This is a genomic window from Nocardioides bizhenqiangii, assembly GCF_034661235.1.
GTDB classification, from domain to species: Bacteria; Actinomycetota; Actinomycetes; order Propionibacteriales; family Nocardioidaceae; genus Nocardioides; species Nocardioides bizhenqiangii.
On the sequence record NZ_CP141059.1, the window covers coordinates 3,008,741 to 3,034,413 of the forward strand.

Here is a 25,673-nt window from a genome sequence, read left to right on the forward strand (position 1 = left end):
CCGACCGCCCCGCGGTGCGGGAAGGTCGGCGCTCGAGGACAGCTACTTCTTGGCGTCCTGCTTCTTGGCGTAGCGGGCCTCGAACCGGGCCACGCGGCCGCCGGTGTCGAGGATCTTCTGCTTGCCGGTGTAGAACGGGTGGCACTGCGAGCAGACGTCGGCGTGGATCGAGCCGGAGGTCGCGGTGCTACGGGTCGTGAAGGTGTTCCCGCAGGTGCAGGTCACCTCGGTCACGACGTAGTCCGGGTGGATGTCCTTCTTCATGGTGTCCTCATCTCTAAGGGGCGCCGGGTCGCCTTGCCTCTTGCTGGCGTGAACCGGAACCGACGAATCAGTGTAGAAGCGCTGGAACGCTCCCGCCTATTCCGCGTTACTCGTCTCCCTGGCCGGGTGCCGGAGTCGTCTTCTGGACCTGCATCAGGAAGTCGATGTTGGTCGTCGACTTCCTCAGCTTCTCGAGCAGCACCTCGAGCGCCTGCTGCCCGTCGAGCGCGGAGAGGACGCGGCGCAGCTTCCAGACGATCGCCATCTCCTCCTTGCTCATGAGGAGCTCCTCGCGGCGGGTGCCCGACTGGATGACGTCGATCGCCGGGAACAGGCGCTTGTCGGCGAAGTCACGGCGCAGCCGGATCTCCATGTTGCCGGTGCCCTTGAACTCCTCGAAGATCACCTCGTCCATCTTGGAGCCGCTGTCGATGAGCGCCGTGGCGAGGATCGTGAGCGAGCCGCCGTTCTCGATGTTGCGGGCGGCCCCGAAGAACTTCTTCGGCGGGTAGAGCGCTGCGGAGTCGACGCCGCCGGACAGGATCCGGCCTGAAGCAGGAGCAGCCAGGTTGTACGCCCGGCCGAGCCGGGTGATGCCGTCCAACAGGACGACGACGTCGTGGCCGAGCTCCACCAGCCGCTTGGCGCGCTCGATCGCCAGCTCCGCCACGGTGGTGTGGTCGCCGGCCGGACGGTCGAAGGTCGACGAGATGACCTCGCCCTTGACCGAGCGCTCGAAGTCGGTGACCTCCTCGGGGCGCTCGTCCACCAGCACCACCATCAGGTGGCACTCGGGGTTGTTGGTCGTGATCGAGTTGGCGATCGACTGCATGATCATGGTCTTGCCGGCCTTGGCGGGCGAGACGATGAGACCGCGCTGGCCCTTGCCGATCGGTGAGGCGATGTCGATGACCCGGCCGATCATGTTGCTCGGCTCGGTCTCCAGGCGCAGCCGCTCGCTGGGGTAGAGCGGGGTGAGCTTCGCGAAGTCGACGCGGTGCCGCGCCTGCTCGGGGTCGACGCCGTTGACGTTGTCGATCCGCACCATCGGGTTGAACTTCTCGCGGCGCTCGCCCTCGCGGGGCTGGCGCACCTGGCCCACGATCGCGTCACCGCGGCGCAGCCCGTACTTCCGCACCATGGACAGCGAGAGATAGACGTCGTCAGGCCCCGGCAGGTAACCGCTGGTGCGCACGAACGCGTAGTTGTCGAGCACGTCGAGGATGCCGGCGGCCGGCACCAGCACGTCGTCCTCGAGGATCGTGGTGTCGGGCTCGTTGCGCCCGCCGGTCGTCGTGGTCCGGTTGCGGTCGCGTCCGCGTCGACGACGGTTGCGACGGCTGCCGCCCTCGCCGTCCTCGCCGGCCTGGCCGTCCTGGTCCTTCTGGCCCTGGTCCTTCTGGCCCTGGTCCTTCTGGCCCTGGTCCTTCTGGCCCTGGTCCTTCTGGCCCTGGTCCTTCTGGCCCTGGTCCTTCTGGCCCTGGTCCTTCTGAGCCTGGTCCTTCTGGCCCTGGTCACGCTGGCCCTGCTGACCCTGGCCCTTCTGCTGACCCTGGTCCTTCCTGCGACCCTGGTCCTTCTGCTTGTCGTCGGCCTTGGGCTTGTCGTCGTCCTTGGCCTTCGTCTCAGCCTTGGGCTGGCCGTCGCCCTTGGCCCGGTCGTCGGCGGGGGCGTCCTGGCTCTTCGGCTTGGCCTGGGCCGCCTTGATGGCGCTGACCAGGTCGGCCTTCTTCATGCTGCCCGCACCCGCGATGCCCATGCCGCCCGCCATCGCCTTGAGGTCGGCGAGCAGCATGGTGTTGAGTCCGCCGCTGCGCTTCTTCGGCGCGGTGGATTCGAGAGTTTCTGTCACGTGAGGTCCTTCCCACGTAATACGGCCGCTCCGCTCCGCTGGGGATGAAGGGCATTGGTCGGATCTTCCTCAGGTGGACGTAAGCCGACCGGAGCGAGGAAGGAGATGCGCGCGATCATCGCGCGGCGCCGAGAACCGAGGGATCGGCGAGTTGACGCGCCCTGAGAATACCACCGCGTCGCAGCGCGATGACATTTACCAGGCAACCGCGCCGCGGGAGTCGATCCCGAGCCGCAGCGCGGTCCACCCCTCGGGGCACCTGGCCGTCAGCCCGTCGGTGGTGTCGGTGAACGCGAGCACGGTCGGCCCCGCACCCGAGACGATCGCAGGGACGCCGTCCGCGCGCAGCGCGTCGAGCAGCGCGAGGCTGGCCGGCATCGCCGGGCGCCGGTAGTCCTGGTGCAGCCGGTCGGCCGTCGCGCGCCACAGCTCCTCGGGCCGGCCACCGAGCGCGGCGACCAGCAGCGCCGCCCGTCCGGCGTTCGCCGCGGCGTCGGCGTGCGACACCTCCGTCGGGAGCAGCCCGCGGGCGGTCTCGGTGGAGACCGGCTCCGGCGGGATGTAGACGACCGCGCCGATCCGCGGGTCGACCTCGGATGGCACGGCGTAGAACGACCCGTCGGCGTCCTGACCCGCGATCACGAATCCCCCGAGCAGAGCGGGCGCGACGTTGTCGGGGTGGCCCTCGATCCGGGCGGCCAGGTCGAGCAGGCCCTCGTCGCCGAGCAGCAGCCGACCACCGGCGACCAGCTCGCGGGCGAGCCACACGCCGGCGACGATCGCGGCCGAGGAGGACCCGAGCCCGCGCGCGTGTGGGATCACGTTGACGCAGCTGAGCCGGATGCCCGGCGGCTGGACCCCGAGCTCGTCGAACGCCGCGCGCATCGCCCTGACGACGAGGTTGCCCTCGTCGAGCGGCACCTCGTCACTGCCGACGCCGTCGACCTCGACCACGAGCCCACTCTCGGTGACCTCGGCCTCGAGCCGGTCGCGGAGGTCGAGGGCGAGGCCCAGGGTGTCGAAGCCGGGTCCGAGGTTCGCCGAGGTCGCCGGGACGGAGACCCGCACCGGTCCCGTGGCGAACGTCGTCACAGCCCGGCAGCCTCGGCGACCGCGGCGACCTCAGGCACGACGACGTCGTCCACCACGGTGCCGCCGCTCTCGGTGAAGCCCTCGAGCGCGGTCGCGGTGTCCTTGAGCCCGTGGCCGGTCACCGTGATGACGACCGTGGTCCCGGTGTAGGACTCGCCCTGCTCCAGCTCCTGGAGCAGACCGGCAACACCGGCCGCGCTGGCCGGCTCGACGAAGACGCCCTCGTTGCGGGCGAGCTCGCGCTGGGCGTCGAGGATCCGGTCGTCGGTCAACGAGGCGAACCGACCTCCGGACTCGGCGGCGGCCGACTCGGCAAGCTTCCACGAGGCGGGGTTGCCGATCCGGATCGCGGTCGCGCGGGTCTCCGGGTCGTCGAACGGCTGACCGGTGACCAGCGGGCTGGCGCCGACGGCCTGGAACCCACGCATCACCGGCTTGCGGGTGATCCGGCCGAGGTCGGCGTACTGCCGGTAGCCCAGCCAGTAGGCCGAGATGTTGCCGGCATTGCCCACCGGGAGGAGGTGGTAGTCGGGAGCGTCGCCGAGGAAGTCGGCGATCTCGAACGCGGCCGTCTTCTGACCCTCGAGGCGCACCGGGTTGACGGAGTTGACCAGGGCGACGGGGTACGACGCCGCGAGCTCCCTCGCCAGCCGCAGACAGTCGTCGAAATTGCCCTTGACCATGATCACGTGGGCGCCGTGGAGGATCGCCTGGGCCATCTTGCCCGCCGCGATCTTCCCCTCGGGCACCAGCACGAGCGGGTTGAGCCGGGCCTTGGCGGCATAGGCCGCCATCGACGCCGACGTGTTGCCGGTCGAGGCGCAGACGACGGCCTCGGCGCCTTCGTGCTTGGCGACCGAGATCGCCGCGGTCATTCCGCGGTCCTTGAACGAGCCGGTCGGGTTGTCGCCCTCGACCTTGAGGTGGACCTGCGCGCCTGTGACCTCGGAGAGCCACTCCGAGTGCACCAGCGGGGTGCCGCCCTCGCGGAGCGTCACCGCCGGCGTGTCCGCCGGGATGTCGAGCAGCTCGCGGTACTCCTCGATGACGCCGCGCCACTGGCGGCTCCGGACGGCAACGTCTCCGGCGCCCCTGCTGCCGCTCACTCGTCGGTCCCTTCCACCCTCATCACCGAGGTCACCTCGCGCACGATGTCCATCTCCCGCAGCTCGGCCACCGTCGCCGACAGCTGCGCGTCGGTGGCCTCGTGCGACACCACGACCAGCTGGGCGTCGTCGCCGCGCCCCTCCTGCCGCACCGTCTGGATCGACACGTCGTGCTCGGCGAAGGCGTTGGCGACCGCGGCGAGCACGCCGGCGCGGTCGTCGACGTCGATCGCGACGTGGTAGCGGGTGCGGGTCTCCCCCATCGGCAGCACGGTCCGGTCGGCGTACGCCGACTCCCCGACGCCACGGGTGCCCTGACGGTGGTTGCGCGCGACGGTCACCAGGTCGCCGAGCACCGCGCTCGCGGTCGGCGCGCCGCCCGCGCCCGGGCCGTAGAACATGAGCTGGCCGGCGGCCTCGGACTCCACGAAGACGGCGTTGTAGGCCTCACGCACGCTGGCGAGCGGGTGGTCCCTCGGGATCATCGCGGGGTGCACGCGGACGCTGACCGCCTCCTCACCGGACTCGCTCGTGTTGAGCTCGGCGATCGCCAGCAACTTGACCACGCTGCCCATCTCGCTCGCCGACCGGACGTCCCCGGACGTCACGTCGCTGATGCCCTCGCGGTGGACGTCCGCGGCGGTGACGCGCGAGTGGAACGCGAGGCTGGCGAGGATCGCCGCCTTGGCGGCGGCGTCGAAGCCCTCGACGTCGGCGGTCGGGTCGGCCTCGGCGTAGCCGAGCGCCTGTGCCTCCTCGAGGGCCTCCTCGAACCCGGAACCCTGGGTGTCCATCTTGTCGAGGATGAAGTTGGTGGTGCCGTTGACGATGCCGAGCACCTTGGTCACCTTGTCGCCGGCCAGCGACTCGCGCAGGGGGCGGAGGATCGGGATCGCGCCGGCGACCGCGGCCTCGTAGTAGAGGTCGCGGCCGGCCTTCTCGGCCGCCTCGTACAGCGTCGGGCCGTCCTCGGCGAGCAGCGCCTTGTTGGCGGTGACGACGGACGCGCCGTTCTCGAGCGCGGCGAGGATGAGCGAACGTGCCGGTTCGATGCCTCCGATCACCTCGACCACGACGTCGATGTCGCCACGGATCACCAGCCCGAGCGCGTCGTCGGTCAGCAGTCCGTCGGGGACGTCGACGTCACGCGGGGCGTCGAGGCGGCGTACGGCGACCCCGGCGAGCTCGACGGGGGCACCGACCCGGGCGGCGAGGTCGCCCGACTGCTCGTCCAGCAGCCGCACCACCTGGGAGCCGACGACGCCGCAACCCAGCACCGCCACCTTGAGGGGCTCGTCGCCCCCCAGTTGCACCGCATTCACCGCATTCACCCGACATCCGTCGCCAACAGGTCGTCCTCAGTCTCCCGCCGCACGACCACGCGCGCGACTCCGTCCCGTACCGCGATCACCGGGGGGCGCAACGAGTGGTTGTAGTTGGAGGCCATCGAGCGGCAGTAGGCACCGGTCCCCGGCACCGCCAGCAGGTCACCGGCGACGACGTCGCCCGGGAGGAACTCGTCGCGGACGACGATGTCGCCGGCCTCGCAGTGCTTGCCCACCACCCGCGCCAGCACCGGCGCGGCCTCGGACCGGCGGTCCGCGAGCGTGCACGAGTAGTCGGCGTCGTAGAGGGCGGTGCGGATGTTGTCGCTCATCCCGCCGTCGACGCTCACGTAGGTGCGGACCGCGCCCGCGTCGAGCGTGACCGGCTTGACCGTGCCGACGGTGTAGACCGTGCACATCGCCGGGCCGACGATCGCGCGGCCGGGCTCGATCGAGAGCCGCGGCTCCTCGAGGCCGAGCGCGCGGCACTCGTGCTCGACGATCTTGCCCATCTCGGTCGCGAGCTGTGCGGGGTCGGAGGGGTCGTCCTGGGTGGTGTAGGCGATGCCGAAGCCGCCGCCGAGGTCCAGCTCCGGCATCGTCACCCCGAGCTCGTCGGACACGCGGTGGTGCAGGGCGAGCACGCGCCGGGCAGCGACCTCGAACCCGGAGGAGTCGAAGATCTGGCTGCCGATGTGGGAGTGGAGGCCGAGCAGGTCGATGCCGGGCGCGGCCTCGAGGCGTCGTACGGCCTCGAAGGCGTCGCCCGAGGTGATCGAGAACCCGAACTTCTGGTCCTCGTGGGCGGTCGCGATGTATTCGTGCGTGTGCGCCTCGACGCCGGCGGTGACCCGGACCATCACCCGCGCGCGCATCCCGGTGTCCTCGGTGACCATCACGATCCGGTCGATCTCCTGGAAAGAGTCGACGATGATCCGCCCGACGCCCTCGCTCACCGCGCGCCGCAGCTCGGCGACCGACTTGTTGTTGCCGTGGTAGCCGATCCGTGCCGGGTCGAAGCCCGCGCGCAGCGCCACCGTCAGCTCACCGGTCGAGCAGACGTCGAGGGAGAGACCCTCTTCTGCGATCCACCGCGCGACCGCCGTGCAGAGGAAGGCCTTGCCGGCGTAGTAGACGTCCCAACCCCCGAACGCGTCGCGAAAGGCGCGGGCGCGCGCCCGGAAGTCGGCCTCGTCGAGGACGTACGCCGGCGTGTTGTGCTCGGCCGCCAGGTCGGCCACCGGCACTCCCCCGACGACCAGGTCGCCGGCTTCCGTCTTGTGCGCGGTGCTCGACCACAGCTGCGGCACCAGCGCGTTGGCGTCGCGGGGCGCCTGCAGCCAGGCGGGGCCGCGCAAGGCGCCGGGCGCGTGCGCCCAGCCGGCTTCGTGGGTCATGTCGTCTCCCCCGCGCTCACATGCGCTCGGGCGCCGAGACGCCGAGCAGGCCGAGACCGTTGGCCAGCACGACCCGGGTCGCCTCGACCAGCATCAACCGCGCCCGGTGGAGGTCGCTCACGTCCTCGTCGCCACGCGGCAGCACCCGGCAGTTGTCGTAGAAGCGGTGGTAGACCCCGGCCAGCTCCTCGAGGTAGCGCGCCACCCGGTGCGGCTCCCGCAGCTCGGCCGCCGCCTTGACCACACGGGGGAACTCGCCGAGTGCCCGGAGCAGCTCGCCCTCCTTCTCGTGGGTGAGCAGCTCGGGGTGCGACTCGGCCGCGACACCGAGGTCGGTCGCGTTGCGGAGCAGGCTCGCGATCCGGGCGTGCGCATACTGCACCGTGTAGACCGGGTTGTCGTTGGTCGCACGCGCCCACAGGTCGAGGTCGATGTCGATCGGGCTGTCGCTGTGGTAGCGGGCCAGTGCGTAGCGGGCCGCATCGACCCCGATCGCGTCGACCAGGTCGTCGATCGTGACGACGGTGCCGGCCCGTTTGGACATCCGCAGCGGCTCGCCGCCCTTGAGCAGGTTGACCAGCTGTCCGATCAGGATCTCGAGGTTCACGTGCGGCTCGTCGCCGAAGGCGGCGCACATCGCCATCATCCGACCGACGTAGCCGTGGTGGTCGGCGCCGAGCATGATGAAGCAGCGGTCGAAGCCGCGCTCCCGCTTGTCGAGGTAGTAGGCGAGGTCGCCGGAGAGGTAGGCGCCGTTGCCGTCGGACTTGATGACCACCCGGTCCTTGTCGTCGCCGTACTTCTCTGTGGCGAGCCAGAGGGCGCCGTCCTTCTCGTAGATGTTGCCGAACTCGCGGAGCCGTTCGACCGCACGCTCGACCGCGCCGCTCTTGTGGAGCTCGTCCTCGTGGAAGTAGACGTCGAAGTCGACGCCGAAGTCGTGCAGCGACTTCTTGATCTCGTCGAACATCATGTCGACGCCGAGGGCGCGGAACACCTCCTGCGCCTCGTCGGGGGGCAGGGCGAGGACGTCCGGGCGTTGCTGGACGACGGCGGCGGCGATCTCGTGGATGTACTCGCCGCCGTAGCCGTCGTCAGGAGCCGGCCCGCCCGTCGCGCTCGCGAGCAGCGACCGCGCGAACCGGTCGATCTGAGCGCCGTGGTCGTTGAAGTAGTACTCCCGGGTGACCTGGGCTCCGGTCATCTCGAAGATCCGGCCGAGCGCGTCGCCGACGGCCGCCCAGCGGACGCCGCCGAGGTGGAGCGGGCCAGTCGGGTTGGCGGAAACGAACTCCAGGTTGATCTTCTCGCCCGCGAACGCGTCGGACGAGCCGTACGCCGGGCCGGCCTCGACGATGTCGGCAGCCAGCTGGCCCTGCGCGCCCGCCTCGACGGTGATGTTGAGGAAGCCCGGCCCGGCGACCTCGACCGCGGCGATGCCGTCGGCCTGCTGCAGCTGCGCGGCGAGCAGATCACCGAACGCCCGCGGGTTCATGCCGGCCTTCTTGCCCAGCTGCAGCGCAACGTTGGTCGCGTAGTCGCCGTGCCCCTTCTGGCGCGGCCGCTCGACCGTCACCTCGGCGGGGACGCCGTCGGGCAGGGTGAGCGCACCCTCGTCGACGAGCGCCGACAGACCGTCGACGATGGTGCGGGAGAGCTGCTCAGGGGTCACCGGCCAAGGGTATCGGCGGCCTCCGGTTTCTCTTGCACGGATATCGACGGGTAAGGTTCCTCACCGCGCCAGCTCTGCCCATCGGGCAGGCGCAGGCCTCCGTAGCTCAGGGGATAGAGCACTGGTTTCCGGTACCAGGTGCCGCAGGTTCGAATCCTGCCGGAGGCGCCCTGTGATGGATTTCGTCGAGCGTCAGCAGCGCTTGATGGTGGCGTCGTTGCGCGCGTCGTCGCCGTAGCGCTTCGCGGTGCTGGTGTTGGGGAGGACCACGCTGGCGGCGCCGACGTTGCCGATGCCCCCGGGCACCACGCAGTTGGTGATCTTCCTCGGGTCGACCTGGGCGACCGCCTGGGCGATCGCGAACAGCTCGGCCGGGTCCAGGTCGGTGTGCACGTTGTCGATCACCGAGAGCACGCCGTTCTCGATCCAGCCCGGCTTGTCGGCGTTCTCGGCCACCTTGGCCTGGAAGCCCTTGAGCACCCGCTGCTGGTTGGCCGAACGGTCGAAGTCGCCGCCGGCGAGGTTCTTCCGGATCCGGGCGAACGACACGACGTTGTAGCCGCTGAGGACGACCTTCCCCGCCTTGAACCCCTTCGGCTTGAGGTAGGGGTCGGAGAACGAGACGGGGTTGTCGACGGTGATCGGACCGATGTCCTTGGCGACCTGCTCGACACCCCAGAACGACGCCACGAAGACATAGTCCGGCTCGATGCCGATCAGCCCGGCGACGGTCTCGCCGAGCAGCTGCGGGCCGCCGAAGTAGAGGGCGGCGTTGACCCGGTTGGAGCCGTACCCGGGGATCGAGACCCAGCTGTCCCGCGGGATCCCGATCGTGGTCGCCGCCCCGGTGCGGGTGTCCAAGCCGACCAGCTGCAGCGTGTCGCCGCGGCTGCGCAGCGGGTCCTGACCCCGCCGGGCGTCCGAGCCCACGGCCAGGATCCAGATCACGTCGGGATCGGTGTCGACCCCCTCGGCGTGCTCGAACTTCACCAGGGAGAAGTACGTCGGCGCCACCCCGCTGTTGGGCACGACGAAGGCCACCACGGCGAGGACGGCGGCCAGGATGCCGGTGCGGAGCAGCCGGCCCCAGCGCCCGGGCTGCCGGGTCTGCCTGGTCTGCCGGTTCTGTGCGGTCCTCGACATCAGCCCTTCACCGCCGAGCGCTCGATGTCGAACCCGAACACCTGCCACCCACGCTTCGCCGGGGTCAGCACCACCCGGCCGCGGATCTGGTCGGTGCGCTCGACCTCGCCGGCCAGCTCGATCACGAGGTTGACGTGAGCCGTCGCTCCCGCGGGCTTGCCCTTCGGGGCGAGGACGTCGACGCGGACGACGCGCCGGGTGACGGTGACGCCCTCGACCTTGGCGCCGACCGCCTGGTTGCTCATCAGGCCGCGCTGGCGCCCGGCGAGGGTGGCGGCATCCTTCGTGAAGCCGGGGAACGCGTCACCGAACTTCGAGCGCGGGTAGTCCCCGGCGACGTACGCCGCGTCCAGCCAGCGATCGACGACCTCGGCCACGTCCGCGGCGACGTCACGCGCCGGAACCTTGCCGAGGCTGCCGACGACCTCGCCGACCTCGACCCGGGTGTCGATCCCCGGCTCGGCGGGCGCGCCGCTCGCCGACTGCTCGCCGTCGCCGCCGGGGTCATCGTCGTCGTCGCCGCTGCACCCGGCCACGCCGAGCACCAGTCCCAACACCGTCGGCGCCACCAGGATGGCGGCTCGGGTCGGTGTTCCTGGCAATCTGCGCACGACTCGCGACTCCTCTGCTGGGACAGGCGGCCACAAAACTTCCTCGTGGGACTAGCCTTGACACCGGTCTTCGTCCAGGTCGGACAGACCCTACGCCAGCAGCTCACCGGAAGAGGCGAAGCACGTCGTGTCGCAATCGACAGGCCCATCGACAAGCAGCGAGTCCAGCTCGCAGGACTTTGGAGCCAACGAGTGGCTCGTCGAGGAGATGAAGGAACGGTTCGACGCCGATCCGGCATCCGTGGATCCCGCCTGGGCCAAGTACTTCGGGGGCGCCGAGTCCAAGTCCGGGGGCAACGGTCAGCCGTCCGCGTCGGCGCCCGCCGCCAAGTCGGCGGACACCCCGAAGAAGGAGCCGGCGAAGGAGGCGCCTTCCAACGAGAAGCCGGCTCCGAAGGAGGCGCCCGCGTCCGAGGGCACCCGCCAGGCGGCGAAGGCGAAGGCGAAGCCCGCGCCGCAGGTGAGCCCCGCCTCGCAGACCACCCCGACCCCGTCGACCGACGCCAAGCCGACTCCCAAGGACGCGCCGCGTCCGACGCCCGCCGCAGCCAAGGACGAGCCGACCCACACCGTGCTGCGCGGCATCGCCGCCGCGACCGCGAAGAACATGGACGTCTCGCTCACCGTGCCGACCGCCACCTCGGTGCGCCAGGTCCCGGTGAAGCTGCTGTGGGACAACCGGATCGTCATCAACAGCCACCTCGCCCGCGCCCGCGGCGGCAAGGTCTCCTTCACCCACATCATCGGCTACGCGCTCGTGCAGGCGCTGAAGTCGATGCCGGAGATGAACAACTCCTACTCCGAGACCGACGGCAAGCCGACGATGGTGAGCCCGGCGCACATCAACCTCGGGCTCGCGATCGACCAGCAGAAGCCGGACGGCACCCGCCAGCTCGTGGCGCCGTCGATCAAGGCCTGCGAGACCATGGACTTCGCGGCGTTCTGGACCGCCTACGAGACGATGATCCGCAAGGCTCGTGACAACAAGCTCACGATGGAGGACTACACCGGCACGACGGTCAGCCTGACCAACGTCGGCGGCCTCGGCACCGTCCACTCGGTCCCGCGCCTGATGGCCGGCCAGGCGGCGATCATCGGCGTCGGCGCGATGGAGTACCCCGCCGAGTGGCAGGGCGCCTCCGAGGAGGCGATCGCGCGCAACGGCATCAGCAAGGTGATGGCGATCACCTCGACCTACGACCACCGCGTCATCCAGGGGGCGCAGTCCGGCGAGTTCCTCAAGCGGGTCCACCAGCTGCTGCTCGGCGAGGACGGCTTCTACGACGGCATCTTCCGCTCCCTGCGGATTCCTTACGAGCCGATCCGCTGGAACTCCGACATCGCGACGTCGCACGACGACGAGATCGACAAGCAGGCCCGGATCCTGGAGCTGATCCACGCCTACCGCGTGCGCGGCCACCTGATGGCCGACACCGACCCGCTCGAGTACAAGCAGCGCAGCCACCCCGACCTGCGGATCGAGTCCCACGGCCTGACCCTGTGGGACCTCGACCGCGAGTTCCCCACCGGTGAGTTCGGCGGCTCGGGCCGGCGCTTCATGAAGCTGCGCCACATCCTCGGCATCCTGCGCGACTCCTACTGCCGCACCACCGGCATCGAGTACATGCACATCATGGACCCCGAGCAGCGGCGCTGGATCCAGGAGCGGGTCGAGCGTCCGCACACCAAGGAGCCGCGCGAGGAGCAGCTGCGGATCCTGCAGAAGCTCAACCAGGCCGAGGCGTTCGAGACGTTCCTGCAGACCAAGTTCGTCGGCCAGAAGCGGTTCTCGCTCGAGGGCGGCGAGACCACGGTCCCGGTCGTCGACGAGATCTGCGAGGCGGCCGCCCAGGCCGGCCTCGACGAGGTCACGATCGGCATGGCCCACCGCGGCCGGCTCAACATGCTGGCCAACATCGTCGGCAAGTCCTACAACCAGATCTTCCGCGAGTTCGAGGGCAACATCGACCCGCGCACGGTGCAGGGCTCCGGCGACGTGAAGTACCACCTCGGCGCCGAGGGCGAGTTCTCCGCCGGCACCGGCGAGAAGATCAAGGTGTCGGTCGCCGCGAACCCGAGCCACCTCGAGACGGTCGACCCGGTGCTCGAGGGCATCGCTCGCGCCAAGCAAGACGTCCTCGACCAGGGCGAGGCCTTCCCCGTGCTGCCGCTGCTGCTGCACGGCGACGCCGCGTTCGCCGGCCAGGGAGTCGTCGCGGAGACCCTCAACCTGTCCCAGCTCCGCGGCTACCGCACCGGCGGCACCGTGCACCTGGTCATCAACAACCAGGTGGGCTTCACGACGTCGCCGGGCTCGTCGCGGTCCTCCCTCTACTGCACCGACGTCGCGCGGATGGTGCAGGCGCCGATCTTCCACGTCAACGGCGACGACCCGGAGGCGTGCATCCGGGTGGCCCGGCTGGCGTTCGAGTACCGGCAGGCGTTCCACAGCGACGTCGTCATCGACCTGGTCTGCTACCGCCGCCGCGGTCACAACGAGGGCGACGACCCGTCGTACACGCAGCCGCTGATGTACGACCTGATCGAGCAGAAGCGCTCTGTGCGCAAGCTCTACACCGAGTCCCTCATCGGTCGTGGCGACATCACGATCGAGGAGGCCGAGCAGGTCATCCGCGACTACCAGGCCCAGCTGGAGCGCGTCTTCACCGAGGTCCGCGAGGCCGACGCCACCCCGACGTCGTGGACGACGGTGCCGGACTACCCGGACAAGCCGGCGGGCGAGACCCAGACCGCGGTGCCGTTCGAGACGCTCAAGGCGATCGCCGACGCCTACGTGTCCCCGCCGGACGGCTTCACCGTGCACCCGAAGGTGATGCCGCAGCTCCAGCGCCGGGCGGCCGCGATCACCGACGGCCCGATCGACTGGGGCACCGGCGAGATGCTCGCGTTCGGCGCGCTGCTGATGGACGGTCGCCCGGTGCGGCTGGCCGGGCAGGACTCGCGCCGCGGCACCTTCGTCCAGCGGTTCGCGACCATCATCGACCGGATCAACGCCGACGAGTGGACACCGCTGTCGAACCTCACCGAGGACCAGGCGAAGTTCCACGCCTACGACTCGCTGCTGTCGGAGTACGCCGCTCTCGGGTTCGAGTACGGCTACTCGGTCGCCCGGCCCGAGGCGCTGGTGCTCTGGGAGGCCCAGTTCGGCGACTTCGTCAACGGCGCCCAGACGATCATCGACGAGTACATCTCCGCCGGCAAGACGAAGTGGGGCCAGGACTCCGGCGTGGTCCTGCTGCTGCCGCACGGGTACGAGGGCCAGGGTGCCGACCACTCCTCGGCGCGCATCGAGCGGTTCCTCACCCTGTGTGCCGACGAGGCGATGGTGGTGGCCCAGCCGTCGACGCCGGCGTCGCACTTCCACCTGCTGCGGATGCACTCGCTCGGCGATGAGCACAAGCCGCTCATCATCTTCACGCCGAAGTCGATGCTCAAGCGCAAGGAGGCCGCGTCGCAGCCCGCCGACTTCACCTCCGGCTCGTTCCGGCCGGTGATCGGCGACGACAAGGTGGAACCGGACAAGGTCAACACGGTCCTGCTGGTGTCGGGGCGGCTCACCTGGGACCTGGTCGTCGAGCGCACCAAGAGCAGCCGTGAGGACGTCGCGATCGTCCGCATCGAGCGGCTGTACCCGTGGCCGGTCGAGGAGCTCAACGCCGAGCTCGCCAAGTACCCGAACGCCAAGGTCAAGTGGGTCCAGGACGAGCCCTTCAACCAGGGCCCGTGGCCGTCGTACCACCTCAACGTGGTGCCCCAGCTCGACCGGGAGGTCGAGCCGGTCACCCGGGAGGCCTCGTCCACGACGGCGGTCGGCACGGCGAAGCGCCACCTCGAGGAGGCCAAGGTCCTCATCGCCGAGGCGTTTGCCTGAGCGGCACGGTCCGAGGGACGAGGACGGTGCCGACCTCAGGCAGGTCGAGCGAGCGCGCGAGCGAGCTCGCGAGCTCGCGACTGCGGGTCGAGACCCAGTGAGTTAGGCAGGGCAGCAAGCATGTACTTCACCGACCGCGGGATCGAGGAGCTCGAGCAGCGCCGGGGTGACGAGGAGGTCACCTTGGCGTGGATCGCCGAGCGCCTGCAGGAGTTCACCGACGTCCATCCCGAGTTCGAGACGGCCGTCGAGCGGTTCGCGACCTGGCTGGCCCGGCTGGACGACCCGGAGGACTAGCGGACGCTAGGTTTGGCCCCCGTGAGCGAGGAGCTGATCGACTACCGCACCTGGGGCGTCGAGTTCTTCCACCGGGCGGTGACCGCCGAGCGGGTGCTGCGGGGGGTGAACGTGCTGTCGGGCCGGGCGATCGACGTGGGTCCGATGGGCGTCGGTCCGGGTCGCCTGGTCAAGGTGACGGCGAAGGGCCGGATCGGTACGGCGACCGGGCACCGGGTCGGCGACGAGCCCGTGTCCTTCCAGGTCAGCCTGCCGGTGCCGATCGAGTTCGTGATCGACCTCGGGGTGGACAAGCACCGGTTCAACGCCGACATCGAGGTGCCGCTCGCCATCGCGGCGCGGGCTCGCGACGACCTGGCGATCGTCCTCGAGATCACGCCGCCGACTGCTGCGCAGGTGCAGGTGCAGCTGCAGGCCCAGGGCATGCGCGCCCAGCTGGTCCAGCTCGCCGCCGGCGTCGAGGGCGAGCTCAAGCGGTTCATCGCCAAGTACGTCAGGAGGGAGCTGTCGAAGCCCTACGTGCAGGAGGCGACGACCATCGACGTCGGCGCCGCGATCGAGCGGGCCTCGCGCGGCCTCGGGCCGAAGGACCCCGTGGGTGACGGAGCGGCCGCCGCCGGCACCTAGGGCACGTCTCCTTATCCGGCGGCGTCGCGAGCGGCGTTGCCGGCCGATCTGGCAAGGCGGCGGAGCGAAGTCGTGCTTGCCCGCCCATCGAGCGACGCCAACGCAGCCAGATCGTGTCGGAAACGTCGCGTAGCAGGCGCGGGATAAGGAGACGTGCCCTAGGCGGGGTCGGGGACGTCCTCGGCGTCGAGGTCCTGCTCGACGAGCGCGGCGATGGCGGCGACGTCTGCCTCGCTGTCACCCGAGACCTCGACGACGGCGCCGTTGCCGGCCCCGAGCGTCATGATGAGCAGCGCCGAGCTCGCGTCGACCGGCTCGTCGCCCGGGTTGCCGATCAGCACCTCGGAGTCGAGCTCCGACGCGGCCTCGGAGATGATCGCGGCCGGGCGGGCGTGGAGGCCGATGGCGGAGCCGACGACGACGGACTTGGTGGGCATGGTGTTCCTCTCGTTGGGGACTGGCTTCAGGCGGCTACGGGCTGGGCGTCGGCGGCGCGTGCGCTGCTGCCGATGGACTTGAGCGCGATCACGCTCGCGGCTGCGACGAGCACGCCGGCGACGAGGGCGATGACGAAGCCGAGCACGCCGTCGACGGCGAACAGGACGAACACGCCACCGTGCGGTGCCCGGAGGCTGACGTCGAAGGCCTGCGAGAGACCGCCGGTGACGGCGCTGCCGAGCATGATCGACGGGATCACCCGCACCGGGTCGGCCGCGGCGAACGGGATGGCGCCCTCGGTGATGAAGGACGCACCGAGCAGCCACCCGGCCTTGCCGCTCTCCCGCTCGGCCGGCGAGAAGAGACGGGGGCGCACCACGGTCGCGAGTGCCAGTGCGATCGGCGGGACCATGCCGGCGAGCATCACCGCGGCCATGACCCTCAGCTCCGGGGCGTCGGTTGCCGTCGACGCTGCGGCCAGGCCGGTCGTTGCGAAGGCGTAGGCCACCTTGTTGAGGGGTCCGCCCATGTCGAAGGCCATCATCAGGCCGAGCACGACACCGAGGATGATCGCGTTCGAGCCGCTCATGTCGTTCAGGCCGTCGCTGAGCCGCTCCATCAGCCAGCCGAGCGGCCGAGCAAGGACGCTGACCATCACCAGACCAGCGACCAGGGTCGCCAGGAGGGGGATGACCAGGACCGGCATCAGGCCGCGCGCCCAGGTGGCGACCTTCCAGCGGGTCACCCACAGCGCAACGACACCGGCGAGGATGCCGCCGACGATGCCCCCGAGGAATCCACTCTGCGCAAGGCCGAAGCCGCCGAGGTCGACGGCGAGCGCCCCCATCACGAACCCGGGCGCGATGCCGGGTCGGTCGGCGATCGCGTACGCGATGTAGCCGGCCAGCGCGGGCACCAGGAACTTGAACGCGGTGGCCCCGAGCACGAAGAAGATCGCACCGAGGTAGGCGAGGAACCCGCTGTCGAGCAGCGCGTGCGGCAGACCCGACGCATCCGGGTCGGGCAGGTCGAAGAACGTGTTGTTGGAGACGATCTCGCCCCCCGGTCCGGTGATCTCGTAGCCGGCGAGCAGGAACCCGAGCGCGATCAGCAGGCCCCCGGCGGCGACGAACGGGATCATGTAGGACACGCCGGTCATCAGGATGCGCCGGACCCGGCCGCCCCACGACTCGCCGGCGGTCGCCGTACTGCTGTCAGCGTCGGCGCCGCCGCCCTCGACGCGCGGCGGGTTGGGGTCGTCGGCGTAGCGGAGCGCCTCGGCGATCATGGCGTCACCCTCGTCGATCGGCCGCTTGACGCCCGACGTCACCACCGGCTTGCCGGCGAACCGCGCCCGGTCGCGCACGCCCACGTCGGCGGCGAAGATCACCGCGTCGGCCGCGTCGATCGTCGCCCGCGCGAGCGGCTTCGCGCCGGCCGAGCCCTGGGTCTCGACGGCGATCTCCACGCCGGCGCGGCCGGCGGCGGCCTCGAGCGCCTCGGCGGCCATGTAGGTGTGCGCGATGCCGGTCGGGCAGGAGGTCACCGCGACCAGCCGGCGGACGGAACGGGCAGCGGGCCTGCTCTCGGCCGGCGCCGTGGCGGCGGCAGGTGCGTCGGCGACGACACCGCCCACGATCGCGACGACGTCCTCCGGCGTCGCGGCCGTGCGCAGGGCGTCGGTGAACTCCGGCTTCACCAGCGCTCGGGCCAGCTTGGTGAGGATCTGCAGGTGGGTGTTGCCACCGCCCTCGGGTGCGGCGATGAGGAAGATCAGCTCGGCCGGGCCGTCCTTGGCGCCGAAGTCGACGGGTGGCGCGAGCCGGGCGAAGGCGACGGTCGGGACCGACACGGCTTCGGTTCGGCAGTGCGGGATCGCGATGCCGTCCTTCATGCCGGTGACGGCCTTCGCCTCGCGGGCGAGCAGGTCGCGCTCGAGCACGGCGACGTCGTCGGCGCGGCCGGCCTCGGTGACCACGGCCGCGAGTGCGGCGATCACGTCCTCCTTGGCACCGCCGAGGTCTGCGTCGAGACGGACCAGTTGCGGTGTCATCAGTTCTGCCATGAGGGGGTTCCTTCGGTGAGGGGGCTCGGCGGGATGTCGAGCTGGCTGACCCGGACGTCGGCGGTCCGGACATCGGTGGGAGCCGGCGGCGTGGTGCCGGGAAGGCCGGCGGCGGCGGCGCCGTACGCCACGGCCGAGGCGAGCCGCTCGGGGGCGGCTGCGCCGCGGAGGTCGGCGAGCAGGTAGCCGAAGAGGCTCGCGTCGCCGGCACCGACGGTGCTGACGACGGTGGTGGGCGGAGGGGTCGCGTGCCATGCGCCGTCCGCGTCGACGAGGACCGCTCCGGCCGCCCCGAGCGTGGCCAGCACCGTGCCCGCGAGCCGACCGGCCAGCGTCGCCGCCGCGGCGGCGGCCGCCGCCGGGTCCGTCTCGAACGCGGCCGGGTCACCAGCGGTGACGGACGCGAGCTCCTCGGCGTTGGGCTTGATCAGGTCAGGGACGACATTGCCGTCCAGCAGCGCGGCCAGCGGGGCGTCGCTGGTGTCGACCGCGAACCGGTGCCCGTCGGCGTGCAGCGCGGCCCCGACGCCGGCGTACCAGTCGGCCGGTGCGCCGGGCGGGAGGGACCCGGCGAGCACGACCCAGCCGGGCCGGGTCTCGGCGGCCACTCCGAGGACGATCTCGGCGAGCCGCGCGAGGTCGTGCTGCTCGACGCTCGCGCCGGCGGTGTTGATCTTGGTCGTCGTGCCGTCGGGCTCGGTGATGGTGAGGTTGATGCGCATCGGTCCGGTCGGCGGTGCCGGCCGCACCTGCACCCCCATCTGTCCGAGCTCGGCGACGAAGCTGTCGTCGGCGGCGACGGGGAGCACGGCGATCGTGGGCACGCCCGCAGCGACGCATGCGCGGGAGATGTTGACGCCCTTGCCGCCCGGCTGGAACAGGACGGCGTCGGCGCGGTGCACAGCGCCGCGGCGGAGGGTCGCCGGGAGCATCACCGTGCGGTCGATGCTCGGGTTGGGGGTGACGGTGAGGATCACGCGACCACGACCTCGACCGCGGCGGCGGCCGGATCCTGGCGCCGCGCGTCGTCGATCTCGCCGTTCGTCAGCAGCACGTCGTGGACCTCCGGTTTCGTAATCTGTGTTTCTGTTGTTTAGTGCCCGTTTGTGTTGCTTGTCAAGCCCTGAGCGGGTTAGGTTGTGAACATGGTCACCTCGATCCAGGGCACGCCGGTGGTCCCGGGCCTCGCGTTCGGCCCCGTCCTCGTCGCCAGCGCCGACGTCTCCACGTCGGCCGTCGAGGCCTTCGGCGGCGGCCCTGCCGACCCAGCCGCGGCCCTGGCAGCGTACGACGACGCGGTCGGCCTGGTGGCCGACGGATTTCGCGCGCGGGCCACTGCCGCCACCGGCGCGACCGCCGAGGTGCTGACCGCCAGCGCCGGCCTCGCGACCGACCGGGGCATGCGCGCCGCCGTCCGCAAGAACCTCAACGCCGGCCAGCAGCTGTTGCCGGCGCTCGACGCCGCCGTCGAGCAGTTCGTGACCGTCTTCGCCGGGATGGGCGGCCTGATGGCCGAGCGGGTGACCGACCTGCGCGACATCCACGCCCGCGTCCTGGCCCGCCTCGTCGGGGAGCCCGAGCCCGGCGTACCCGTCCCGACGACTCCGTCGGTCCTGGTGGCCGGCGACCTGGCGCCGGCCGACACGGCCGGCCTCGACCCCTCGCTGGTCGTGGCGATCGTGACCGAGCGTGGCGGGCCGACCAGCCACACCGCCATCATCGCCCGCCAGCTCGGCATCCCCTGCGTCGTGGGCGCTGCCGGTGCGATCGCCGAGCTCGACGGGCGCACCGCCCTCGTGGACGGACAGACCGGCACGGTCCAGGCCGACCCCGACCACGCCGAGGCCGAAGCGCTGGTGGCCGCCGACCGCGCCGAACGGGCCGCGCTCGCGTCGTGGTCGGGCCCCGGCCGCACCGCGGACGGTCGTCCGGTCAAGCTGCTGGCCAACGTCGCCGACGCGGCGTCGGCGCGGGCGGCGACGAGCGAGCCGGTGACCGGGATCGGACTGTTCCGCACCGAGCTGAGCTTCCTCGACCGGGAGACCGAGCCGAGCGTGGACGAACAGGCCGCGATCTACGCCGACGTCCTGGAGCCGTACGCCGGCGACGGCCGCCACGTCGTGGTCCGCACGCTGGACGCCGGGTCCGACAAGCCGGTCGCCTTCGCGTCGCACCCGGACGAGGAGAACCCCGCCCTGGGCGTGCGCGGGCTACGGCTCGCCTTCGCCGATCCCGGCCTGCTGCACCGTCAGCTCGACGCGATCGCGATCGCAGCCGAGCGCACCGGCACGGAGTGCTGGGTGATGGCGCCGATGGTGGCCACCGTCGCCGAGGCCCGCGACTTCGGGGTCGCGGTCCACGAGCGCGGTCTCAAGGCCGGGGTGATGGTCGAGGTCCCGAGCGCGGCCCTCCTGGCGCACAAGGTCCTCGAGGAGGTCGACTTCCTCTCCATCGGCACCAACGACCTGACGCAGTACACGATGGCGGCCGACCGGATGGCCTCCGACCTCGCCCACCTGACCGACCCGTGGCAGCCGGCCGTGCTGCAGCTGGTGGCGATCGCGGCCGAGGCCGGCCGTCGTGCCGACAAGCCGGTCGGCGTCTGCGGCGAGGCGGCGGCCGACCCGCTACTGGCCTGCGTGCTCGTCGGCCTGGGCATCACGTCGCTGTCGATGGCGGCCGCGGCCGTCCGCCCGGTCGGAGCCCGGGTCGGCGGCGTGACCCTCGGGCGGTGCGAGGAGATGGCGGAGGCGGCACTCGCGGCGGAGGACCCTGCCAGCGCACGTGAGGCCGCCCGCGTCCTGTTGCCCTAGCTCCCCGGCGTCCCGGGCTCGTCGCCGTGCTGGTCCATCGCCCGCCGGGAGGCTTCCCGGATCTCGAAGAGCTCGGTCGCCAGCCCACCGAGCGCCCCCGCGATGTCCTTGACCGCCCCGGTGACGATGGTCGCGACCTCGGCGACCGTGCCGATCGCCGCCTCGGCGCCCGACTGGACCGCGTCCTTGCCGATCTCGGCCTTGCTCAGGTGGTCCTGACCCTCGGAGCTCATGCGATCAGTCTGCCGTCTCCGGGTCATGCCGCCAACGGGTTGTCGGTCACATCGCCGGCCGGGTCCGGCGCGGTCGACGGCTTGCGGTCCGGGAGCGCCATCCGGCAGATCTTCTTGAAGACGCTGCCGAGCTGGCGGTGCAGCGGGCCGGTGTTGTACGGCAGGCCGTAGCGCTCGCAGATCTCCTGGACCTCGACGGACAGCTCCGGGTAGCGGCGCGCCGGGATGTCCGGGAACAGGTGGTGCTCGATCTGGTGGCTCAGGTTGCCGCTCATCACGTGCATCAGCTTGCTGCCGGTGATGTTGGCCGAACCCAGCAGTTGGCGGTAGTACCAGCCGCCGCGCGACTCGTTCTCGGTCTCCTCGACGGTGAACGTCGCGACGCCGGCCGGGAAGTGGCCGCAGAAGATGATGTTGAACGTCCAGACGTTGCGGATCAGGTTGGCGACGGCGTTGCCGGCCAGGGTCGAGAGGAAGAACGGGCCGGTCAGCAGCGGGAAGACGATGTAGTCCTTGGCCACCTGCTTGCGCACCTTGCGCCAGATGCGTCCGGCGATCTCGCGGTTCTCCGCCCAGGTACGGCGGCCGGCGATGAGCTCCTCGGTCTCCAGGTCGTGCAGGGCCACGCCCCACTCGAAGAAGGTCATCAGCAGGAACGCGTAGAGCGGGTTGCCGAGGTAGTAGGGCCGCCACTCCTGGTCCTCGTCCATCCGGAGGATGCCGTAGCCGACGTCGCGGTCCTTGCCGACGATGTTGGTGTAGGTGTGGTGCATGTAGTTGTGGCCGTACTTCCAGTTCTCGCTGGGAGCCATCGTGTCCCATTCGAACATGCGCGAGTTGAGACCCGGGTCGCCCATCCAGTCGTACTGGCCGTGCATGACGTTGTGGCCGATCTCCATGTTGTCGAGGATCTTCGACACGGAGAGGGACGCGACGGCGGCCGGCCACAGCGGCGGCACGTAGAACATCAGGCGGCCGGCGACCTCGAAGCCGCGCTGGTACTTCACGACCTTGCGGATGTACTGCGCGTCCACCTCGCCGAGGTCGGCCACCACGCGCTGGCGGATCGCGTCCAGCTCGTCACCGAACGCGTCGAGCTGCTCGGCGGTGAGCGTGTACGTCGGGCTGAGCTCCTGGTCGGCGGTTCCTGCGTCGTTCGTCAAGGTGAGGCTCATATCGGCTCCTTGTTCCTGGTTGGTCTACGCCGACACGGCGCAGATTCCGGATCCGGCTCGCTGCGCTCGCTTGGGCAGAATTTGCGCCGGGTCGGCTGATGCTCGGGGTGCTCTCAGATCTCCACAGCGCAGTCGCCCTCGGGCGAGCTGACGCAGATGCGGATGTCTTCGTCGGGCAGGGAGGAGGTCTCGCCGGTCAGGACGTTGCGGACCGTGCCTTCCAACTTGTTGGACGTGCAGGAGAAGCAGATGCCCATCCGGCAGCCGAAGGCCGGGTTCAGCCCGGCGGCCTCGGCCTGCTCCAGCAGGGTGGCGCCGGAGTTGGCGGCGGTGGTGCCGGCCCGCGTGAAGGAGATCTCACCCTCGACGCTCCCGTTGCTGACCCTCGGCGGCTTGAAGTACTCCACGCGGAGCGCGTCCGACCCGTCGTACGCCGCCTGGACGGCCTCGATCAACGGCGCCGGTCCGCAGGCCCAGGTCGGCAGGTCGCGGTACCCGGGCACCAGGCGCTGGAGGAACGCCGGCGACAGTGCCGGGTCGCCGAGCTCGGGGTGGAGGAGATGCACGTCGATGCCGTAGCCGGAGCGACGGATCTCCTCCAGCTCGGCCGCGAAGATCTGGTGGGCGGGGCTCTGCGCATAGTGCAGGAAGGTGATCCGCCCCCGGTGGGTGCGACGCTGCAAGGAGCGCAGCATCGACATCACCGGTGTGATGCCGGATCCGCCGGAGACGAACGCGATGTGGTCGGGCACCTGGTCGGGGAGCACGAACTCCCCCTGTGCCTGGGACAGGTGCACCATGGTGCCGACCTCGGCCCGCTCCACGAGGTAGCGCGAGACGACGCCGTCGGGGTTGGCCCGCATCGTGATCGTGAACCGGTCGCCCGCTTTCGACTCCGGGCTGGAGACGGTGAAGACGCGCGTCGTACGACGGGCGCCGTCGACCTCGACGCCGAGCTGGACGTGCTGCCCGGCCCGGTGGCCGCGCCAGGTGGAGGTGGGCTGCAGGGTGAGGGTGGCGACCGGCGGGTGGCCGGGGACGTCGACCTCACGGGTGATGTCGACGATCCGGGCGCGGACCTCGTTGGCGGCCCACATCGGGTTGACCAGCTCGAGATAGCGGTCCACCCCGTGCGGGGTGGCCAGCGCGGCGGCCACACGGGAGCGCAAGACCCGGGTGGTCGCGTCGGCGACGATGCTCATCGGGTTCCTCCGAAGTTTCGGTGTACGTATGTACACCGACGAGATTGCCGGACCGGCAGGCGCGTACGCAAGGACCTCGGCACGTGAGGGTGCACACATGTCCACTCACGGTAGAATGGATGGGTGACCGAGACCCGCGTCGAGCGCAAGGAACGCACCCGCCGGGCGATCCTCGACGCCGCGCTCGAGCTGTGTGAGACGCAGCCGCTCGCCGCCCTCTCGCTGCGTCAGGTCGCGAAGGAGGTCGGCATCGTACCGACGGCGTTCTACCGCCACTTCGACTCGATCGACCACCTCGGGCTGGAGCTCGTCGACGAGTCGTTCTCGTCACTGCGCGCCCTCCTCAAGGACGCGCGGACGTTCGACGCTCCGCCGGCCACCGACCGGGCCCTCTTCCTGGCCATCGTCGACAACTCCGTCGACGCCCTGGTCACGCACGTGCCGAATGCCGAGCGCCACTACCGCTTCATCGCCCGGGAACGGCTGGCCGGACCGAAGCCGGTGCGGGAGGCCGTCCGTCACCAGCTCGAGCTGATCGAGCGGGAGCTGGCCACGGACATCGCCCAGGTGCCGGGCGCCGGCCGATGGTCCGGCGAGGACCTGCGGATCCTCGCCAACCTCCTGGTCAACGCGATGCTGTTCCACGCCGAGGAGCTCGCGCTCGCGGGCGGGCGGCCGGACGTCGTACGACGGACCCAGACCACCGCTCGTCGCCAGCTCCGCATCGTGCTGATCGGCGCGTTGAGCTGGGACTCCTCGCGCTGAAATGACGCCGACCCGGCTCGTTTGAACGAGCCGGGTCGGCGTACAGACGCGCCGGGTCGGCGCACAGACGCGCCGGGTCAGTGCGCGACCGGAGCGCCCTCCGGTGCCTCGACCTTCGCAGGCAGCAGCAGCGAGAGCACGATCACCGCGACCCCGATGACGGCTCCGACGACGAACGCCCACTGCAGCCCGCCGACGAACGCCTCTCCCTGGGTCGATCCGGACGCGGCCAGCGACTCGGACCGGTTCTCCATGACGACCACCAGCACCGCGGTGCCGACGGCGCCGGCGACCTGCTGCAGCGTCCCGAGCAGCGAGCTGCCGTGGGAGTAGAGCTGCGGCGGCAGGTCACCGAGACCGAGCGTGAACACCGGCGTGAAGATCGCGGCCAGGCAGGCCATCAGGACGACGTGGACGCCGAGGATCATCCAGTACGGAGTGTCCGCTCCGATCCGGCTCAGCGCGGCCAGCGCGACGACCATGCCGATCGAGCCGGGGATCACCAAGGGTCGTGAGCCGAACCGGTCGTAGACCTTGCCGACCTGGGGACCCAGCAGACCCATCGCGAGACCACCCGGCATGACCAACAGACCCGTCTGGAGCTCGGTGAGACCGCGCAGGTTCTGCAGGTACAGCGGCAGCAGGATCATCGAGCCGAGGAAGGCCATGAAGGCGGCCGACATCAGCAGCAGGGAGACCGCGTAGGTCCGGTGCTTGAGCGTGCGCAGGTCGAGCAGCGGCACGTCGGTGCGCTGCAGCCGCAGCTGGTAGAGCACGAACGCGCCGACCAGCAGGGCGCCGGCGACGATGAAGGTGGTCACCGACCCGGTGGAGCCGTGGCCGATCTCGCTGAGGCCGTAGACCAGCGTCGCGAAACCGCCGGCGGCCAGCAGCACGCTGAGCCAGCTCACCGAGCTGACCTGCGGCTCGCCGATGTCCTCCAGCTGGCGCATGCCGGCCAGGGCGACGAGAGCGGCGACCGGGAGCACGAACACGAAGATCAGCCGCCACGAGCCGAGCTCGAGGATGACACCGGAGACGGCCGGGCCGAGCGCCGGGGCGCACGAGATGGCCAGGGTGACCTGGCCCATCACCCGGCCACGGTCGGACTCGGGCACGACGGTCATCAGGGTGGTCATCAGCAGCGGCATCATCACCGCGGTGCCGCCGGCCTGGATCACGCGGCCGGCCAGCAGCACCTCGAACGTCGGCGCGACCGCGGCGAGCGCGGTGCCGGCGCAGAACGTCGCCATCGCGACGGCGTACGCCGTGCGGGTGCTGACGCGCTGGAGGAACCAGCCCGTCAGCGGGATCACCGCCGCCATCGTCAGCATGAACACGGTCGACAGCCACTGGGCGCTCCGCGGCGTGATGTCGAAGTCGGCCATCAGCGTCGGGATCGCGTTGATCATGATCGTCTCGTTGAGGATCACGACGAACGTCGCTGCCACGAGCAGCTTGATCACGAGCGGCGTCTTTCCGGGAGTGCCGGCGAACTCCTGCTCGAACTCGGCGACCTCGGCTTCCGGGCACTCCTCCGGGGTGAGGCCTCCTGCCTCGGTGGGCACAGTCATCTCGGTGTCCTGTCTAAGTCGGGGGTGCGGGAGCCAGCGTCGGTGCCGGGCCCGCCGTTCATGGAGTCCACGAACGGGCGACGCCCATTTCGACACCTCGGCACACGATTTCTCATCGTTCGTGCCGCAA

21 protein-coding genes and 1 tRNA gene are annotated in these 25,673 nt (G+C 70.7%); 6 read left to right on the forward strand and 16 right to left on the reverse strand.

The window, feature by feature from the left end:
• Positions 1–42 precede the first annotated feature (42 nt).
• The 7 genes from rpmE to argS all read right to left on the reverse strand — a co-directional run bounded on the left by rpmE (position 43) and on the right by argS (position 8,708).
• Entirely contained in the window at positions 43–264 is a 222-nt protein-coding gene (gene rpmE, locus SHK19_RS14640) for a 50S ribosomal protein L31 (protein WP_322455717.1), read from the reverse strand.
• A gap of 106 nt (positions 265–370) precedes the next feature.
• Positions 371–2,059, reverse strand: coding sequence for a transcription termination factor Rho (gene rho, locus SHK19_RS14645; RefSeq protein WP_322938698.1), 1,689 nt, complete (start codon positions 2,057–2,059; stop codon positions 371–373).
• A gap of 252 nt (positions 2,060–2,311) precedes the next feature.
• A complete protein-coding gene (gene thrB, locus SHK19_RS14650) occupies positions 2,312–3,208 on the reverse strand; it encodes a homoserine kinase (protein WP_322936660.1) in 897 nt (298 codons plus the stop codon).
• A complete protein-coding gene (gene thrC, locus SHK19_RS14655; protein WP_322455719.1) occupies positions 3,205–4,314 on the reverse strand; it encodes a threonine synthase in 1,110 nt (369 codons plus the stop codon). Before thrC ends, thrB begins: the two co-directional genes overlap by 4 nt.
• A complete protein-coding gene (locus tag SHK19_RS14660; protein WP_322936662.1) occupies positions 4,311–5,636 on the reverse strand; it encodes a homoserine dehydrogenase in 1,326 nt (441 codons plus the stop codon). Before SHK19_RS14660 ends, thrC begins: the two co-directional genes overlap by 4 nt.
• Positions 5,637–5,641: 5 nt before the next feature.
• Complete coding sequence (gene lysA / locus SHK19_RS14665; protein ID WP_322936663.1) at positions 5,642–7,036, reverse strand: diaminopimelate decarboxylase; 1,395 nt, start codon at positions 7,034–7,036, stop codon at positions 5,642–5,644.
• A 16-nt stretch (positions 7,037–7,052) separates the two neighbouring features.
• Positions 7,053–8,708, reverse strand: coding sequence for an arginine--tRNA ligase (argS, locus tag SHK19_RS14670; RefSeq protein ID WP_322936664.1), 1,656 nt, complete (start codon positions 8,706–8,708; stop codon positions 7,053–7,055).
• 95 nt (positions 8,709–8,803) lie between these two features.
• Between argS and SHK19_RS14675 the strand changes: the two genes are divergently transcribed.
• Positions 8,804–8,876, forward strand: a tRNA-Arg gene (locus SHK19_RS14675).
• A gap of 24 nt (positions 8,877–8,900) precedes the next feature.
• Here SHK19_RS14675 and SHK19_RS14680 read toward each other — a convergent pair.
• Together SHK19_RS14680 and SHK19_RS14685 are read right to left on the reverse strand one after the other, a co-directional pair.
• Positions 8,901–9,851 carry an LCP family protein gene (locus SHK19_RS14680; RefSeq protein ID WP_322455723.1) on the reverse strand — a complete coding sequence of 317 codons (951 nt, stop codon included), beginning with the start codon at positions 9,849–9,851 and terminating at the stop codon, positions 8,901–8,903.
• On the reverse strand, positions 9,851–10,462 hold the full coding sequence (locus SHK19_RS14685; protein ID WP_322936665.1) for a hypothetical protein: 612 nt from the start codon (positions 10,460–10,462) through the stop codon (positions 9,851–9,853). Before SHK19_RS14685 ends, SHK19_RS14680 begins: the two co-directional genes overlap by 1 nt.
• A gap of 208 nt (positions 10,463–10,670) precedes the next feature.
• On the opposite strand from SHK19_RS14685, the gene SHK19_RS14690 reads away from it, so the two are divergent.
• The 3 genes from SHK19_RS14690 (at position 10,671) to SHK19_RS14700 (ending at position 15,278) form a co-directional block, all read left to right on the forward strand.
• On the forward strand, positions 10,671–14,354 hold the full coding sequence (locus tag SHK19_RS14690; RefSeq protein ID WP_405030429.1) for a multifunctional oxoglutarate decarboxylase/oxoglutarate dehydrogenase thiamine pyrophosphate-binding subunit/dihydrolipoyllysine-residue succinyltransferase subunit: 3,684 nt from the start codon (positions 10,671–10,673) through the stop codon (positions 14,352–14,354).
• A 120-nt stretch (positions 14,355–14,474) separates the two neighbouring features.
• Positions 14,475–14,651 carry a DUF6104 family protein gene (locus SHK19_RS14695; protein ID WP_322455726.1) on the forward strand — a complete coding sequence of 59 codons (177 nt, stop codon included), beginning with the start codon at positions 14,475–14,477 and terminating at the stop codon, positions 14,649–14,651.
• Positions 14,652–14,672: 21 nt separating this feature from the next.
• Positions 14,673–15,278 carry a hypothetical protein gene (locus tag SHK19_RS14700; protein ID WP_322936667.1) on the forward strand — a complete coding sequence of 202 codons (606 nt, stop codon included), beginning with the start codon at positions 14,673–14,675 and terminating at the stop codon, positions 15,276–15,278.
• Between the two features lie 158 nt (positions 15,279–15,436).
• Here the strand turns inward: SHK19_RS14700 and SHK19_RS14705 are convergent, their stop codons facing one another.
• The 3 genes from SHK19_RS14705 to SHK19_RS14715 are packed head-to-tail and all read right to left on the reverse strand — an operon-like array spanning position 15,437 to position 18,758.
• Positions 15,437–15,715, reverse strand: coding sequence for an HPr family phosphocarrier protein (locus SHK19_RS14705; RefSeq protein WP_322455728.1), 279 nt, complete (start codon positions 15,713–15,715; stop codon positions 15,437–15,439).
• A gap of 26 nt (positions 15,716–15,741) precedes the next feature.
• The gene (locus tag SHK19_RS14710; protein WP_322936668.1) at positions 15,742–17,781 is read right to left on the reverse strand and encodes a PTS fructose transporter subunit IIABC; all 2,040 of its coding nucleotides are present in this window, start codon (positions 17,779–17,781) and stop codon (positions 15,742–15,744) included.
• A complete protein-coding gene (locus SHK19_RS14715; RefSeq protein WP_322936669.1) occupies positions 17,769–18,758 on the reverse strand; it encodes a 1-phosphofructokinase family hexose kinase in 990 nt (329 codons plus the stop codon). Before SHK19_RS14715 ends, SHK19_RS14710 begins: the two co-directional genes overlap by 13 nt.
• A 168-nt stretch (positions 18,759–18,926) precedes the next feature.
• Here SHK19_RS14715 and ptsP point away from each other — a divergent pair, with 168 nt between their 5' ends.
• Positions 18,927–20,594, forward strand: coding sequence for a phosphoenolpyruvate--protein phosphotransferase (gene ptsP / locus SHK19_RS14720; RefSeq protein WP_322936670.1), 1,668 nt, complete (start codon positions 18,927–18,929; stop codon positions 20,592–20,594).
• On the opposite strand, the gene SHK19_RS14725 is transcribed toward ptsP, so the two are convergent.
• The 3 genes from SHK19_RS14725 to SHK19_RS14735 all read right to left on the reverse strand — a co-directional run bounded on the left by SHK19_RS14725 (position 20,591) and on the right by SHK19_RS14735 (position 23,204).
• Positions 20,591–20,827, reverse strand: coding sequence for a hypothetical protein (locus tag SHK19_RS14725; RefSeq protein ID WP_322936671.1), 237 nt, complete (start codon positions 20,825–20,827; stop codon positions 20,591–20,593). The two genes, ptsP and SHK19_RS14725, sit on opposite strands and share 4 nt — an antisense overlap.
• 23 nt (positions 20,828–20,850) lie before the next feature.
• Positions 20,851–22,002, reverse strand: coding sequence for a fatty acid desaturase family protein (locus SHK19_RS14730; RefSeq protein ID WP_322936672.1), 1,152 nt, complete (start codon positions 22,000–22,002; stop codon positions 20,851–20,853).
• Positions 22,003–22,115: 113 nt separating this feature from the next.
• Positions 22,116–23,204: a ferredoxin reductase gene (locus tag SHK19_RS14735; RefSeq protein ID WP_322936673.1), complete on the reverse strand. Its 1,089-nt coding sequence runs from the start codon at positions 23,202–23,204 to the stop codon at positions 22,116–22,118.
• A 123-nt stretch (positions 23,205–23,327) separates the two neighbouring features.
• Between SHK19_RS14735 and SHK19_RS14740 the strand changes: the two genes are divergently transcribed.
• Positions 23,328–23,969 (forward strand): TetR family transcriptional regulator, encoded by a 642-nt coding sequence (locus SHK19_RS14740; protein WP_322936674.1) that lies wholly within the window; start codon positions 23,328–23,330, stop codon positions 23,967–23,969.
• Positions 23,970–24,046: 77 nt separating this feature from the next.
• Here SHK19_RS14740 and SHK19_RS14745 read toward each other — a convergent pair whose 3' ends face one another.
• Complete coding sequence (locus SHK19_RS14745; RefSeq protein ID WP_322936675.1) at positions 24,047–25,543, reverse strand: MDR family MFS transporter; 1,497 nt, start codon at positions 25,541–25,543, stop codon at positions 24,047–24,049.
• Positions 25,544–25,673: the final 130 nt, after the last annotated feature.